This window comes from Nonomuraea antimicrobica (genome assembly GCF_039536965.1).
Classification (GTDB): domain Bacteria; phylum Actinomycetota; class Actinomycetes; order Streptosporangiales; family Streptosporangiaceae; genus Nonomuraea; species Nonomuraea antimicrobica.
The window spans coordinates 72,882-87,247 of sequence record NZ_BAAAZP010000008.1 but is presented as its reverse complement, the minus strand read 5'-3'; the positions used below and the strand labels follow the sequence as shown (position 1 = coordinate 87,247).

13 protein-coding genes are annotated in these 14,366 nt (G+C 69.8%); 2 read left to right on the top strand and 11 right to left on the bottom strand.

Annotated features, from left to right (window positions below):
• Nucleotides 1–155: 155 nt before the first annotated feature.
• The 6 genes from ABD844_RS02640 to ABD844_RS02615 all read right to left on the bottom strand — a co-directional run bounded on the left by ABD844_RS02640 (nt 156) and on the right by ABD844_RS02615 (nt 6,669).
• Nucleotides 156–1,301: an acetyl-CoA C-acetyltransferase gene (locus tag ABD844_RS02640; RefSeq protein WP_344872523.1), complete on the bottom strand. Its 1,146-nt coding sequence runs from the start codon at nt 1,299–1,301 to the stop codon at nt 156–158.
• 86 nt (nt 1,302–1,387) lie between these two features.
• Entirely contained in the window at nt 1,388–2,203 is an 816-nt protein-coding gene (locus tag ABD844_RS02635; RefSeq protein WP_344872521.1) for a hypothetical protein, read from the bottom strand.
• Nucleotides 2,204–2,227: 24 nt separating this feature from the next.
• Nucleotides 2,228–2,989: a class F sortase gene (locus ABD844_RS02630; RefSeq protein ID WP_344872519.1), complete on the bottom strand. Its 762-nt coding sequence runs from the start codon at nt 2,987–2,989 to the stop codon at nt 2,228–2,230.
• A 6-nt stretch (nt 2,990–2,995) separates the two neighbouring features.
• Nucleotides 2,996–4,186 carry a hypothetical protein gene (locus tag ABD844_RS02625; RefSeq protein ID WP_344872517.1) on the bottom strand — a complete coding sequence of 397 codons (1,191 nt, stop codon included), beginning with the start codon at nt 4,184–4,186 and terminating at the stop codon, nt 2,996–2,998.
• Between the two features lie 228 nt (nt 4,187–4,414).
• Entirely contained in the window at nt 4,415–5,332 is a 918-nt protein-coding gene (locus ABD844_RS02620; RefSeq protein WP_344872515.1) for a class F sortase, read from the bottom strand.
• Nucleotides 5,332–6,669: a hypothetical protein gene (locus tag ABD844_RS02615; protein WP_344872513.1), complete on the bottom strand. Its 1,338-nt coding sequence runs from the start codon at nt 6,667–6,669 to the stop codon at nt 5,332–5,334. Before ABD844_RS02615 ends, ABD844_RS02620 begins: the two co-directional genes overlap by 1 nt.
• A gap of 217 nt (nt 6,670–6,886) precedes the next feature.
• On the opposite strand from ABD844_RS02615, the gene ABD844_RS02610 reads away from it, so the two are divergent.
• Nucleotides 6,887–8,032: an acyl-CoA dehydrogenase family protein gene (locus tag ABD844_RS02610; RefSeq protein ID WP_344872511.1), complete on the top strand. Its 1,146-nt coding sequence runs from the start codon at nt 6,887–6,889 to the stop codon at nt 8,030–8,032.
• Nucleotides 8,033–8,077: 45 nt separating this feature from the next.
• Nucleotides 8,078–8,239: a hypothetical protein gene (locus ABD844_RS02605; protein ID WP_344872509.1), complete on the top strand. Its 162-nt coding sequence runs from the start codon at nt 8,078–8,080 to the stop codon at nt 8,237–8,239.
• Here the strand turns inward: ABD844_RS02605 and ABD844_RS02600 are convergent.
• From ABD844_RS02600 to pdxH, 5 genes are all read right to left on the bottom strand, one after another.
• Nucleotides 8,236–9,003, bottom strand: a complete 768-nt coding sequence (locus ABD844_RS02600; RefSeq protein WP_344872508.1) for an alpha/beta fold hydrolase — start codon at nt 9,001–9,003, stop codon at nt 8,236–8,238. The genes ABD844_RS02605 and ABD844_RS02600 overlap by 4 nt on opposite strands.
• 16 nt (nt 9,004–9,019) lie before the next feature.
• Nucleotides 9,020–11,242, bottom strand: a complete 2,223-nt coding sequence (locus ABD844_RS02595; RefSeq protein WP_344872506.1) for an ATP-binding SpoIIE family protein phosphatase — start codon at nt 11,240–11,242, stop codon at nt 9,020–9,022.
• Between the two features lie 123 nt (nt 11,243–11,365).
• Nucleotides 11,366–12,070 carry an iron-dependent transcriptional repressor DtxR gene (locus tag ABD844_RS02590; protein WP_344872504.1) on the bottom strand — a complete coding sequence of 235 codons (705 nt, stop codon included), beginning with the start codon at nt 12,068–12,070 and terminating at the stop codon, nt 11,366–11,368.
• A gap of 358 nt (nt 12,071–12,428) precedes the next feature.
• A complete protein-coding gene (locus tag ABD844_RS02585) occupies nt 12,429–13,664 on the bottom strand; it encodes an MFS transporter (protein ID WP_344872502.1) in 1,236 nt (411 codons plus the stop codon).
• Nucleotides 13,665–13,674: 10 nt separating this feature from the next.
• A complete protein-coding gene (gene pdxH, locus ABD844_RS02580) occupies nt 13,675–14,328 on the bottom strand; it encodes a pyridoxamine 5'-phosphate oxidase (RefSeq protein WP_344872500.1) in 654 nt (217 codons plus the stop codon).
• Nucleotides 14,329–14,366 lie beyond the last annotated feature (38 nt).

The following is a 14,366-nucleotide window of genomic DNA, read 5'->3' as shown; positions in this document are numbered from 1 at the left end:
CCCCATCTGCCCGTGGTGCGGCCGATGCCCAAGATGCCGCAGCGGCCGATCGCGCCGCCCCGGCGCATCCCGCCGAAGGGCCGATGAGCAACTACCGGGATGGTAGTTAGCGGAGCGCCGCCTCCCCCATACGCCTGGAGGCGGCGCTCCACCTTTCACAGTCGTTCGATGATGGTGACGTTGGCCTGGCCGCCGCCCTCGCACATCGTCTGCAGCCCGTACCGGCCGCCGGTGCGCTCCAGCTCGTGCAGGAGCTTGGTCATCAGGATCGCGCCGGTCCCGCCGAGCGGGTGGCCGAGCGCGATGGCGCCGCCGTTGGGGTTGACCCGGGCCGGGTCGGCGCCCAGTTCGTGCGTCCAGGCCAGCGGCACCGGGGCGAACGCCTCGTTGATCTCGACCACGTCGATGTCGTCGATCGACATGCCGGCCTTGCCCAGCGCCCGCTGCGTGGCCGGGATCGGCGCGGTCAGCATGTAGACCGGGTCGTCGCCCAGGAGCGCGAGCTGGTGGATGCGGGCCCGCGGGGTCAGCCCGTGGTCGCGTACGGCCTGCTCGGAGGCGATGAGCACGGCGCCGGAGCCGTCGGAGATCTGCGAGGCGGTGGCCGCGGTGATCTGCCCGCCCTCCTTCAGCGTCTTCAGCCCGGCCATCTTCTCCAGCGTGGTGTCGGCCCTGGGGCCCTCGTCGTCCTCGACGCCGTTGAGCGGCGCGATCTGGTCCTTGAAGTGGCCGTTGGCGATGGCCTTGGCGGCGCGCTGGTGGGACTCGAAGGCGTACTGCTCCAGCACGTCTCTCGTGTAGCCCCACTTCTCGCACATCAGCTCAGCGCCGCGGAACTGCGAGATCTCCTGGTTGCCGTACCGCTCGACCCATTTGTCGCCGAACGGGAACGGCATGCCCTTCTCCAGCGCGGCCGTGATCGAGGAGCCCATGGGCACGACGCTCATCGACTCGACCCCGGCCGCCACGACCAGGTCCTGGGTGCCGGACATGACGCCCTGGGCGGCGAAGTGGATCGACTGCTGCGAGGAGCCGCACTGCCGGTCGATCGTGACACCGGCGGTGGTCTCGGGCAGCCCGGCGGACAACCAGGCGTTTCTCGCGATGTCCATGCTCTGGGGGCCGAACTGCATGACGCATCCCATGATGACGTCCTCGACCGCGGCGGGGTCGACGCCGGTGCGGTCGATCAGCGCCTTCAGCGTGTGGGCGGCCAGGTCAGTGGGGTGGACGGTGGACAGGCCGCCCTTCTTCTTGCCGACGGGGGTGCGAACCGCCCCGACGATGTACGCCTCTGCCACGGTGCCTCCTGGAAACCGAGCATTATTCGGTTACTAGGTTCAGCGTACAACAGAACGACGTTCTGGCGCTGCTCGCGGCAGGGCGATCAGGCGTCCTCGCGACCCTTCGACCCCTTCTCGCCGTCGCTTTCACCGTCGTTCTGGCCGTCGCTTTCGCCGTCCTCTGCGACGTCCTCAGCGACGTCCTCCACGTCGTCCTCAGCGTCGTCCGCGGTGCTCACGTCCTCCGGGGCCTCCGCAGCGTCCTTCGGGGCCCCGGACGACACGAGGTCCTCGGCGGCGTCGATCCGGAACCGCCACCGGTCCACGGCGATGCCGTTCAGCGCCTCCGACAGCTCCAGGGCGAGCGCGCCGAGCTTGACGGGCTCGTCGCCGCGCAACTCGATCGCGGTCAGCTCGGTGGCGAAGGGCAACAACTCCTGTACGGCCGGGGGCTGCCCCTTCTCCGGCACCAGCACGGCCCGGATCTCGCCGGCCGTGAACGCCACCCCTTCCTCCTCCTGCTCCAGCAGGGGCGCGAGTTCCTCGGGCGTGGGCCGTACCGGCAGGATGACCGCGGGGCCGCCCTCACCGTCGTCGGCCGGATCGCTCACCTCACCCCGGCACACCGCGAGCCCGTTGAGCCGGAACGCCAGCCCTTCGGCCAGGAACCGATCGAAGAAGTTGACCGGCAGCGGCCCCTCGGCGGCCACCCGCACCGCCCATCCCTTCTCCAGCTCTCCGCCGGTCAGGGCGGGCTCGGCCTCAACGGGGGCGCACACGCGTGCGTCGGCCGCCACGATGTCGTCGCCCTCGCGCCGGGCGCCGGGGTCGGCCAGTCGGACGATGCGCAGCAACTCGTCGAGGTCCGGTTTCGCGGGAAGCACGGCCGTCGGGCCAGTACGCAGTCTCCGCTTCGTCATCCAGCCCATGCCCGCCTCCGGCGCTCAGCTTCGATAGGAGCTCGTCATCGTCGCGTAGACGATGACGTTGTCGGTGTAGTGTCCGGTGGACCGATCGTAGGTGCCACCGCAGGTGATGAGGTGAAGCTGGGCGTTCTCCTGCGCCCCGTAGACCCGCTGGGTCGGGAACGTCTTCTTGCTCGCCTGCTCGATGCCGCCGACGGTGAACACCGCGGTGGTCTTGTCCTGGCGCTTGACCTCGATGGTGTCGCCGTTCTTCAGCTCGGGCAAGCGGGCGAACACGGCGCTGCGCGTCCGGGTGTCCTTGTGCCCGAGCAGCACGGCGGGGCCGGCCTCACCGGGGGTGGACATGTTCCGGTACCAGCCGACCAGGTTGTGGTTGTCGGACGGGGGCACCTCGATCGTGCCGTCCCTGGCCAGCCCCACGGACTTGATCGGCGCGTTGATGCCGAGCCGCTTGACCACGAGCCTGACCGGGGTGGAGGGCAGCATGGGCGGCGCCGGGGTGATCTGCGGCAGCGGTGGCGGCACGTCGGCCGGAGCCTGGAAGAGCGCCTGCTCCGGCTGGGCGGTCTGCTTGGGCTGCGTCTGCAGGTTCAGGGCCTCGCGGCTGCTCTGCAGGCCGTACTCGTCGGGGGACCTCAGCACGATCAGCAGCCCGGCCACGACCGTCACCACACCGGCGATGGCGGCCACGACCAGGACGGTCCTGAGCGCGGCGCCGCCCTTGTCCTCGGGTGGCGGAGCGGGCGCTGGGGCGCCGCCGTACGGATAGTAGCCCGACACAGCTCGTCAGCCCTTGATGGAACGGCGTCGAATGACCAGCCCACCCACGGCGGCCGCCGCCACCAGCGCGGTGCCGGTCAGGATGAACACCCGCCCGTCAGGCCCCATCATCCCCCCGGCCCCGGTGTCCGCCCCGGCCTTGGGAGTCTCAGAACTCCTGGTGGTGCTGGTGGACGAGGACGGCGTGACGGTCACCGTCGCGGTGCGGGTCGTGGTGGGACGCGGGGTGGTGGTGGTCGCGCTGGGCGTGGGAGAGGGGCTCGTCGACCCGTTGGTCACCGTGAACGTGTACGCCTTGAGACCGGTCGTGGGTGCGGTGCACCTGATCGCCGGCGAGGTGGACGAGGTGCCGAAGGTCAGGTCGCCCGCGGTCAGCGTCACGGTGCCGGTGGTGGTGGGCTTGACCTTGACGGTGACGCTGGGCAGCGTCGTGATCTCCGAGCCCGCCGTGACGCCGGTGAGCGTGGCCTCGCCGGTCGCGGTCGCCGGGGCGCCCGCACCGCTCGCCTTGATCGTGGCGAAGAGCTTGGCGCCGGTGGGGAAGCCGGTCGGAGCGCTCAGCGGGTCACCCGTGGTCTGGATGGTGCCTGCCCACGTGATCGAGGCGTCCGCGTTGGCCGAGGCGCTGGTAGGGGGCGTCAGAACGACCTTGATGTCCACGTCGGCGGGGTAGTTGGTGTCGGTTCCGCCGCTGGGGAGCGTGCAGTCGTAGGCGACGATGTCGTCCCCGGTGCCGCCGCCGGTCCCGATCGTGACGTCCAGGACCTCGGTCGACGTCGTGGTGCAGGAGGTCGTGGTGCCCGTGGCACTCGCAAGGGCCAGGGTCAGCGTACCTGGGTCCACACTGACCTTGGTCGTCGTGCCCGTGGTAGCTGTGATCCTGTACGTGACATTCCCGGCGGGCACGTTGGTGCTGCCGGACGTCACCGTCGCGCCGGTCTTCGCTCCGGCGTCCGCCGTGCCGCCGGTCGCAGTGAGCGTCAAGTTGGCCTGGACGGTGGTGCTGGCGGTGGGAGCGGTCGCCAGCGTCAGCGCAGGCAGGCTCACAGTCAGGTCGAACGTCCCGCCCGCCGCCACCGAGTCAGGCGCGCTGAGCCCGACGCTGATGGGCTCGTTGCCGAACGTGAACGGCCCGCCGGTGCACGTGTAGCTGAACTGCTTCGTCGCCGCTGCCGCTGCCGATGCGGGCGTAGCCACGGCGAAGATGGAGCAAACGAAGGCGACGAGCGCGCCCATCAGTCCCAACGCGGATGTCTTGTGCACGAGGCGGTGCCCCGCCCGGGACGTAAGCACGGGTGCTTCTCCGTTTCAAAGCAGTGTCAACAGTCGTGCCAGAATTCCAGCAGTTGGTCACGGTTAGGTAGAGATCCTACGAACTGTCCTCGTCAAGTTCCCGTAAACCGCCAATTCTGCACCAACTTTCCCTCATGTCTTCTTCTTTGACAACGTTGCGTACACGACGATGTTGTCTGTGTAGTGATGCGTCGTCTTGTTGTAGACGCCGCCGCACGTGATGAGCCTGAGCTGGGAGTTGTCGGTGTTGCCGTACACCCGCTGGGTCGGGAACGAGGTCTTGCCGGCCTGCTCGATCCCGCTCACCGTGAAGCGGGTGACCTTCCCGTCCGACCGGTAGACGTAGATCTGGTCGCCCTTCGCCAGTTCCCTGAGGCGGTCGAAGACGGCGGGGCCGTTGCGGGTGGCCACGTGGCCGTTGATGATCGACGGGCCGAGTTCGCCGGGCACGGGCGAGAGCTTGTACCAGCCCGTCTGGTTCGGCTTGCCGAGCGGCGGTGTGCCGAGCCGGCCCTTGGCGTCCAGCGCGACCGAGCCGACGGGGGCGTTCACCTTGATCTTGGGGATCTTGATGCGGGTCGGGTGGGCCTTGGCGGTCTTGGTCTTGGCCGAGGGGATCGGCGAGACGACCGGGACGGCGGGCAGCGGCGGCGGCGCGTCCAGGCGGGCCGGGGTCAGAGGGACGTTCTTGCCGCCGGGGCCGACCGTCGGCGGGAGGACGAACGCGCCCGCGTTCGCCACCTCCACCCTGCTCGGCGCGTCCTGGGCCGCCACGAGCGGCTGCGAGCCGTCGTCGACCCTGGGCGCCAGCGAGAGCAGGCTCACCATGACCAGGCCGACGCCGCCGAGCGACCCGGCGATGAGCAGGCCGGGCAGCGCCCGCTGCATCGGCGTCTTCTGCCCGGACGATGGCGGGCTCTCCGGCGTCGGTGCCTTGTGCCCGGACGGTGGCGGGTTCTCTGGCGTCGGCGGCTTCTGCCCGGCCATCGGCGTGTTCTCCGGCGTGGACGGCAGCGCGTTCTCCGGCTGCGGTGTTTCCTGGTCGGCCATCAGCGCGTTCCTCCCGCGTGTCCGGCCTGTCGGCGGCGCAGCAGCAGTCCGCCGCCGGCGCTGCCGAGCACGACGGCCATGCCGCCGGCCATGAGCCCGTACGGATGGCCCGCCGCGTCCGGGGCCACCCCGGTCTCCACGCCGCCGCTGGGTGTGTTGGCGACCTGGGCCTTGTAGTAGTTGGTGGCGGTCGGTCCGGTGCTCTTGGGCGTGGAAGAGGTCGAGGACGAGGTCGACGACTGCGGCAGCACGATCACCTGGTCACCGCCGACGGTGGCGTCGGCGGGAGGCGTGGAGTCGCCGGGGTCGTCCTGGCCCGGGTCGTCGGGGTCGTCCGTCGAGGTGTCGGTGGGGTCGGGCTTCGGCCGTACGGTCACCTCGACCGACGTCGGCGCGCCGACAGGGCTGCACTTGGCGGCGTGGTAGCCGGTCGGCGTCTTGGCCGCCGTGGTCGAGACCTCGAACGAGTCGAGCCACATCAGGCCCTCTTCCGCGGCCTTGACCAGCCTGATCGTGTGCTCGCCGTACTTCAGCGTCGGCGAGTCGTACAGGATCTTGCCGCCGTCGAGGTCGTCGTTGACCGGGTTGTCATCGGCGTCGCGCGACGGATTCACCGTGGCGACCTTCTTGTCGTCGATGAAGACGTCGACCGGGCTGGAGTCCTTGTCGGTCGGGCCCATGTAGCGCACGTTGGTGCCGACGAAGGTGAGGGTGGCGCTGGCGTCCTTCTGGCTGGCCTCGTGCAGGTCGTTGTGCTTGTGGTTCTCCGACTCGGGGCGGCCGACGCGCGACTCCCACTGGTCGTCGCTGTAGACGATCCGCAGGTCGCTCGGGTTGTCGGCGTCGTCCCCGTCGTTGACGACCACCACGCCGTCGGGCGGGGTGAAGTCGAGCTCGATGTCCCCCGGCGTGATCGTGATGACGCCCGCCTCGTCGGTCAGGGCGGGGTCGCTCAGCGTCTGGGGCGGCGTGAGCGGGTCGTCGGGGCGCAGCGGGCCGTGCGCGTCGGAGACGCCCCGGGGCATGAGGACGTTCACCTCGTCCTTGCGGTGCTCGACGTAGCCGGTGGCGTGCACCTGGCCACCGGTGGCGAAGTAGCCGGGCGCCTGGAGGCGGCCGGGCTCCGCGGTGTCGTAGCCCAGCTTCCAGGTGAGGTTGAGCGGGTCACCGACCGTGAGGTCCGTGGCGAAGGCGAGGTTGGTGGTGAGCCAGACGGGGCCGTGCCGGACGATGCTGCCTTCGTTCTCGATCGCGACGCACTTGTACTCGATGGACAGGTCCGCGGGCGCGGCCGACGCCGGTACGTTCGGCAGCACCACGAAACCTAAGCTCGCCACGGACCCCACGGATGCGGCGATCAACGCCCTGCGCCACCGACTCACGGAGACTCCGATCACCCACGAACAGAACGAAGGTCGATCCTAGAGTCGGAGAACACTCAACACCCGTCGAACGCCGCGTCTCCCGGCACTTGTGATGAACCCGTGTCCACGGCGTTCGGCACCGGGTATACCTGGCAGTAACAGAACAGAATTCTGCCGCTGGAGGCGACCGATGCAGCGTGACCTCTTCGACGCGGAACACCTGCTCTTCCGCGAGACCGTACGCGAGTTCATGGCCCGCGAGGTCGTGCCCCACCACCCGCAATGGGAGAAGGACGGCATCGTCCCGCGCGAGGTCTGGAAGAAGGCCGGGGAACTGGGCATGTTCGGGTTCTCGGTGCCCGAGGAGTACTGCGGCGCGGGCATCAGGGACTTCCGCTACAACGCGGTCGTCGTCGAGGAGATCATCGCCAACGGCGCCACCGGGCTGGGCTTCTCGCTGCACAACGACGTCATGGCCCCGTACCTGGTGGATCTCACCGGCGAGGAGCAGCGGCAGCGCTGGCTGCCGGGCTTCGCGAGCGGCGAGCTGATCACCGCCATCGCCATGAGCGAACCCGGGGCCGGCAGCGACCTGCAAGGGATCAGGACGACGGCCGTCCGCGAGGGCGACCACTACGTCGTCAGCGGGCAGAAGACGTTCATCACGAACGGCGTCAACGCCGATCTCGTCGTCGTGGTCGCCAAGACCGACCCCGAGGCGGGCGCCAGAGGCATCTCGCTGGTCGTGGTGGAGCGGGGCATGGAGGGGTTCGGGCGCGGACGGAACCTGGAGAAGGTCGGCATGAAGGCCCAGGACACGGCCGAGCTGTTCTTCGACGGCGTACGCGTGCCCGTCGCCAACCGCCTCGGCCCGAACGAGGGCGAAGGCTTCGTCCAGCTCATGAACAACCTGCCCCAGGAACGCCTGTCGATCGCCGTGGCGGCGGTGGCCGCGGCGGAGACCGTGCTGGCCCAGACGATCGAGTACTGCCGGACCCGCCAGGCGTTCGGCCGGAGCATCGGCTCGTTCCAGAACACCCGGTTCGTGCTGGCGGAGCTGGCCACCGAGACCGAGATCGCCCGCCACTACGTCGACAAGTGCATCCTGGCGCTCAACGCGGGCCGCCTCACCGCCGTGGACGCCGCCAAGGCCAAGTGGTGGACGACCGAGCTGCAGACCAGGGTCGTCGACCGCTGCCTCCAGCTCCACGGCGGCTACGGCTACATGATGGAGTACCCGGTCGCCAAGGCGTGGCTCGACAGCCGCGTACAGACGATCTACGGCGGCACCACGGAGATCATGAAAGAGATCATCGGCCGGTCATTCGGATTCTGACCGGTCACCGCGCGGCGGGCCGGGTCAGACCGCATACTGGAGACCATGGACGCCGGCCTGATCCTCCTGGTCTTCCTGGCGCTGCTGGTCGCCTGGGCACTCAACCGCGTACGCCGGGCCATCCGCCTCGGCCCGGTCGGCTACGCCGGCGTGATGATCGTGTTCGTCATCGTCATGTTGCTGCTCTGGGGCCAGACCAAGGTCTAACCGCCGAGCACGACCCGGGTGACCAACTCGGGGTCGTCGCTCATCGGCAGGTGCCCGCACCCCTTGAGGAGCTTGACCCGCTGCCCCGACCAGCGCGCCGCGCGTACGGCCTGGCGGCGCAGCAGCAGCCGGTCGTGCTCACCCCACGCGATCGTGATGGGCGACTTCGGCGGGGCGGGCGGCATCAGGCCGCCGAACGACTCCAGCGTCTCGTCGAAGCCGGCCGCCTCCCCCAGCGCCCGCGTGGCGGCGACCAGCGCGGCCGGGTCGAGCCGGGAGGGATGGGCGACCAGGACCCCGGCGGAGACCGCGCGCAGGTAGCGGCTCTCCGCCGTCTTGACCAGCGTCTCCACCGACATGGAACGGGCCGAGGCGCGCAGGGCGCGCAACACCGCCTGGCAGTAGACCAACTCAGAACGCGTCCAGAAGCCCGCGGGGGACAGTGCGGTGGCCGTCCGTACGACACCGCGCGAGGCCAGCTCCAGCGCGATGTAGCCGCCCAGTGAGTTGCCCGCCACGTGCGGCTCGCGCACGCCGAGCAGGGCGCAGAACGACTCGACCGCGTCGGCCAGCGACTCGGCCGTGTAGGGGATGCCCTCGGGCAGCCCGGGAGAGGCCCCGAAGCCGGGCAGGTCGATCGCGATCACCGTGCGTGCCACGGCCAGCCGGTCGATCACCGGCAGCCACCCCTGCCAGTGGTGGCCGATGCCGTGGATGAGGATCAGCGGCGCGCCCGTGCCCCGTCGTTCGAAGGCCAGCTCCATGGCGCCAGTGAATCACTCACCTGCCACGGGTGGGAATCTCGAACCAGACGGCTTTGCCTTCCCTGGTGGGACGCGAGCCCCAACGCCGGGCAAGCTGGTCGACCAGGTAAAGGCCGCGACCGCCCTCGTCGTTCTCCCCGGCGCTGCGGATGCGGGGCAGGCGCAGGTCCTGGTCGAACACCTCGACCCAGACCGACTCCTCGCCCCTGCGCAGCCGCAGCGTGAACTCCTTGTCGCCGACCACTTCGTCCTCGAAGCCCGGCATGTCCCAGGACTCCTCGAACGGCAGCGGCGGCCCTTCCACGACCAGCTCCCTGCGCGGCACCCCGGCGGTGGCGGCGTGCAGCACCACGTTGGTCACGACCTCGGAGACCAGCAGGCAGGCCAGCTCGGCCCGCTCTTCGGGCACGTTCCAGCTCGCGAACGCCTCCGCGGCCATGCGGCGCGCCTCGCCCACCATGATCGGCTGGGCCGGGAACGTGCGGGCCTCGACGTCGAGGTCGACGTCGCTGGAGCGGACCACGAGGATGGCCATGTCGTCGTCGATCTCACCGGGCACCGCCACCGTGGCGGCGTCGGCGATGCGCTCGACCTCCGCTTCTGAGACCTTGGCGAGCTCCTCGCAGAGCACGCCGAGCGTCTCGTCGTCGCTCGGCATCCGGCCCTCGCGGGTCGGGCGGCGGTCGATCAGGCCGTCGGTGTAGAGCAGCAGCGCGGCGCCGGGCGGCAGCGTCCGCGTCTCCTCCTTGTAGACCAGGTCGGCGTGCAGGCCCTTGGCGCGCACGCCGAGCGGCTGGCCGACCTCCTCGATGTCGAGCTCGACACACTGGCCGTCGACCAGCAGCAGCGGCGGGGCGTGCCCGGCGTTGGCGAAGGAGAGCTGCCTGGACCAGGCGTCGTAGACCAGATATTGGCAGGTCACGATGGGTGGGATGCTGATCTCGGCGCCGTTGTCGTCGTACTCGGGGGTGGCGATGATGCGGGTCCACTCGTCGAGCCTGGCCAGGATGTCGGCCGGGGACTTGTCGTCCTGCGCGAAGGCACGCAGCGCCGCCCGGAGCTGGCCCATGATGGCCGCGGCCTTGGCGCCCCTGCCCTCGACGTCGCCGATCACGATGCCGACGCGGCCGGCGGACAGCGGGATGACGTCGTACCAGTCGCCGCCGACCTGGGTCTGGATGCCCTGCCCGTGGGAGGCCAGCGGGGCGGCCGGGTAGTAGCGCACGGCGATCTGCAGCCCGTCGAGCTGCGGCAGGGCGCGCGGCAGCAGGTATTTCTGGAACGACTCCGCCGTGTGGCGCTCTTCCTCGAACAGCAGCGCGTTGTCGATCGCGAGCGCGACCCTGGTGGCGATGGCGCCCACGAAGTCGCGGTCGAAGGCGTCGTAGTGAGGGCTGCGGCGGTCGGTGAGGTTGGACAGGCCGAGGTACATCAGGCCGAGCGTCTCGCCGCGCACCAGCAGCGGCGCCACGATGGCGGAGGTCATGCCGACCTCACCGCACAGACGCGCGCTGCCCTCGTGGGGCGCCGGGTAGCGGTTGCCGGCGAAGTCTTCGACGAGGATCGTCTCCTGGCGGCGCAACGCGGTTTCGGCGTAGTGGCCGGAAGGGTAGCGGATCTCCGCGCCCACCGGCTTCCATGTTCCCGACGGCGGCGTCCACCCCTGCACGTGCTGAGAGACCCTGCGGACGAGCCGGTCGCCCTCGGTCAGCTCGATGAAGCAGTGGTCGGCGAACTGGGGGACGAGCATCTCGGCGACCCGCTTGAGCGTCTCTTCGACGTAGAGCGAGCCCGCCAGCCGCTCGCCGATGCGCTCGAGCAGCCCGAAGCGGTCGTTCTCGCGCTCGTTGCTGCGCAGCGCCTCGCGGGCCATGACGACGATCCCCGACACCGACCCGGACGGGTGGCGCAGCGGCACGGCCTGCGCGCGGACGTAGACGATGGTGCCGTCGCCGCGCCTGACGTCGAACGTGCCCTCCCACACGCCGCCCTTGAGCACGTGCTTGGCCAGCTCGATCGCCTGCGGGTGATCCTTCTCCAGGATCCCGAGCGAAAGGATCGACCCGTCGCGCGAGGCGGGCCTGCCCTGCCGGCCGAAGAGGCTCTCGGCGAACGGGTTCCAATAGAGCAGATTGCTGAACCGGTCGGTGACGACCACCGCCATCTCGGCCTGGTCGAGCACGGATCCGGCAGCAAGGTGATCAGCCGTTTCCTGTGACAGATCCCCCCATCGCGTCATCCGGAGACCACTCCTCGAGGTGGCGTGTATGCAAAGCGGACCACGGGCGCTCCTGCAACAGTCTTGGCCAGGGGAGAGTGGAGGGCCTCCCAGGAGGGATTCAACCAAGTGGCCGCGCGCGCGTCAGCGCTTGGAGACAAAAACGTGCGCGGCGACATCGCGCGGAAGCTCCGCGGGCGTGTCCTTCGCGTCTCCGTCACCTGTCACCCGTACACCGTCGTCGCTCGCCGCGAGCGTCACCTCGCGTCCGGGTTGTATCCCAACTTGCTTGAGTTTAAGCATCACAGCAGGATCACTTTGCACTTGTTCGCTGATTCGCCGCACGACAACGGGTATGTCACGGGTGCCCGCGAGGTCGCTCATCGTCGTCAGCGTGTCGGCGGCGCTCTCGGCCGGCTCTCTGGCGCCCAGCTCGGCCAGCCCGGGGATCGGGTTGCCGTGGGGGCAGACGGTCGGATTGTCGAGCAGCGTCACCAGGCGTGACTCGACGGACTCGGACATCACGTGCTCCCAGCGGCACGCCTCGATGTGCACCTCTTCCCAGGGCAGCCCGATCACCTGCGTGAGCAGGCATTCGGCCAGGCGGTGCTTGCGCATGACGCGGGTGGCCAGCGTGCGGCCGAGCTCGGTCATCGACAGGTGCCGGTCACCTTCGACGCGGACCAGCCCGTCACGCTCCATGCGGGCGACGGTCTGGCTGACGGTGGGGCCGCTCTGCTGGAGGCGCTCCGCGATGCGGGCGCGAAGAGGGACGATGCCCTCCTCTTCGAGCTCGTAAATCGTACGGAGATACATCTCCGTGGTGTCGATCAGGCCGTGTGCGGTCAAGACTCCTCCCAACTGAATGGTACGCCGGTCGTGGCGGGGACTGAGCCCATCCGCTGCGGGCACAGGAGTCGCCGGGAATCACAGAGAACCCTATGGGGAGAACGACCGACCATGGCAAAAGTCGGCAACAACGGGGCGGCCGAGTTCCTTCCCGCCCGGCTCGACCTCGCCCCGCCGCCGTCGGTCCGCGTTCTGAACAGAGGACGGCAAGAGGCGGGAATCGCACGGGAGGATGTCTATCCGACCAACGCCGTCAAACACTTCTCTTTTACGCAGCGCGGTAAGCCGCGCGGTAAAAGGCGCATTCATCAGCGGCCCACCCGGGCTTTCTGTCCGATCGCCAGGCGGCGAGGGTCGCCTACCGGGCCCGGTAGTTGCGGAATCCGGCCACCGAGAGCCCGACGACCAGCACGGTGACGGCGCACGCGAGCCCGCCGCCCACCCAGGCGCCCGTCATCCCGAACGCCGTCGCGGTCGCCCCGGCCCGCAGCTCGCCCAGGCGCGGCCCACCGGCCACGACCACCATGAACGCCCCTTGCAGGCGTCCGCGCATCTCGTCGGGGGCGTACAGCTGGAGGATCGACTGCCGCCAGACCGAGGAGATGACGTCCGCCACCCCGCCGATGGCCATGAACAGCACCACGAGCCACAGCTCGTGCGAGAGCCCGGCGGCGGCCACGGCCAGGCCCCAGACGGCGATGACGACCGACAGCGCGACCCCCTGCCGCCTGACCCTGCCGACCCAGCCGGAGAACAGCGCCCCGGCCACGGAGCCGATGGCCATGGCCGCGGTCATCCAGCCGAGCGCGTCGAGCGAGCCGCCGAAGCGCTCGGCCGTCATCTCGGGGAAGAGCGCCCTGGGCATGGCGAACACCATCGCGATGATGTCCACGACGAACGACATCAGCAGCACCGGGCTCCTGACGACGAATTTCAGCCCCTCCGCCACAGCCCTCGCCCCCGGACGGCTCACCTCGCCCAGTGGGGGCAGTGAGGGCAGCCTGAGCGCCGCGTAGAGGCTACCGGCGAACAGGACGGCGTCCACCGCGTACGCGCCCGCGAACCCGCCGTGGCCGAGCAGGACCGCGCCCACCATCGGCCCCACCACCGCGCCGAGGCTGAAGACCAGCGAGTTGAGCGCGTTGGCGGCGGGCACCAGCTCCGGCTCCAGGATCCTGGGGATGATCGCGCCCCTGGTCGGGCCGGTGATGGCGAAGCCGGTGGAGTTGATCGCGACCGCGAGGAAGATCAGGTAGACGTTGTCCAGGCCGAGCAGCGACTGCACGAGGATGAACAGCGTGGCCGCCCAGGCGATCAGCGAGCCCACGATGAGCAGCTTGCGCCGGTCGACGGCGTCGGCGACGGCGCCGCCCCACAGACCGAAGACGATCAGCGGGATCAGGTTGGCCAGGCCGAGCAGCCCGACGTGCAGCGACGACTGGGTGATCTCGAAGACCTGCTGTCCCACGGCCACGACGGTCACGCCGACGCCGATGTGCGACACGGCCTGGCCGAGCCAGATCCGCCGGTACGCGACGACGCCCAGCGGCCGGGTGTCTATGAGATGACGTTTGACCAGGTCCCCGAATGCCACTTTAGGAACATTAAGGGGCAAGTCTCTCTATGACCCAGCCGGGTCGCGTACGCCGGTAGCGCAAGCGGTCGTGCATCCGGTCGAGCTGCCCCTGCCAGAACTCCAGCTCGACGGGGGCCACCCGGTAACCGCCCCAGAAGTCGGGCACCGGCGGATCCTCCGGCCAGCGCGCCGCCAGCTCCTCGTAGCGGGCGTCCAGCTCCTCTCTCGACCTCACCACCGCCGACTGGCGCGAGGCCCAGGCGCCGATGCGCGACCCGTACGGACGGGACGCGAAGTACGCGGCCGACTCCGCGTGAGACAGCCGCGTCACGGTGCCCTCGACGCGCACCTGGCGGCGTAGCGGGTGCCAGGGGAACAGCAGGGACGCGCGGGGATTCTCGGCCAGGTCGCGCCCCTTGCGCGACTCGTAGTTGGTGTAGAAGACGAATCCGCGTTCGTCGTAGCCCTTGAGCAGGACCGTCCTGGCGCTCGGGCGCCCTCCGGCGGAGGCCGTGGCCAGGACCATGGCGTTGGGTTCCGGCAGGCCGGCGTCGAGCGCGTCCTGGAACCATTCGGTGAACTGCGCGATCGGGTCGGACGCGAGGTCTGATTCGAGCAACGGCTCGCCCTCGTACGTCCGGCGAAGCCCCGCCAACGTGGGCGGGCGCGGGGTGGCATCCACGAGACGGTATTCTTGCGCGCCCGTGTGGCGGATCCCAG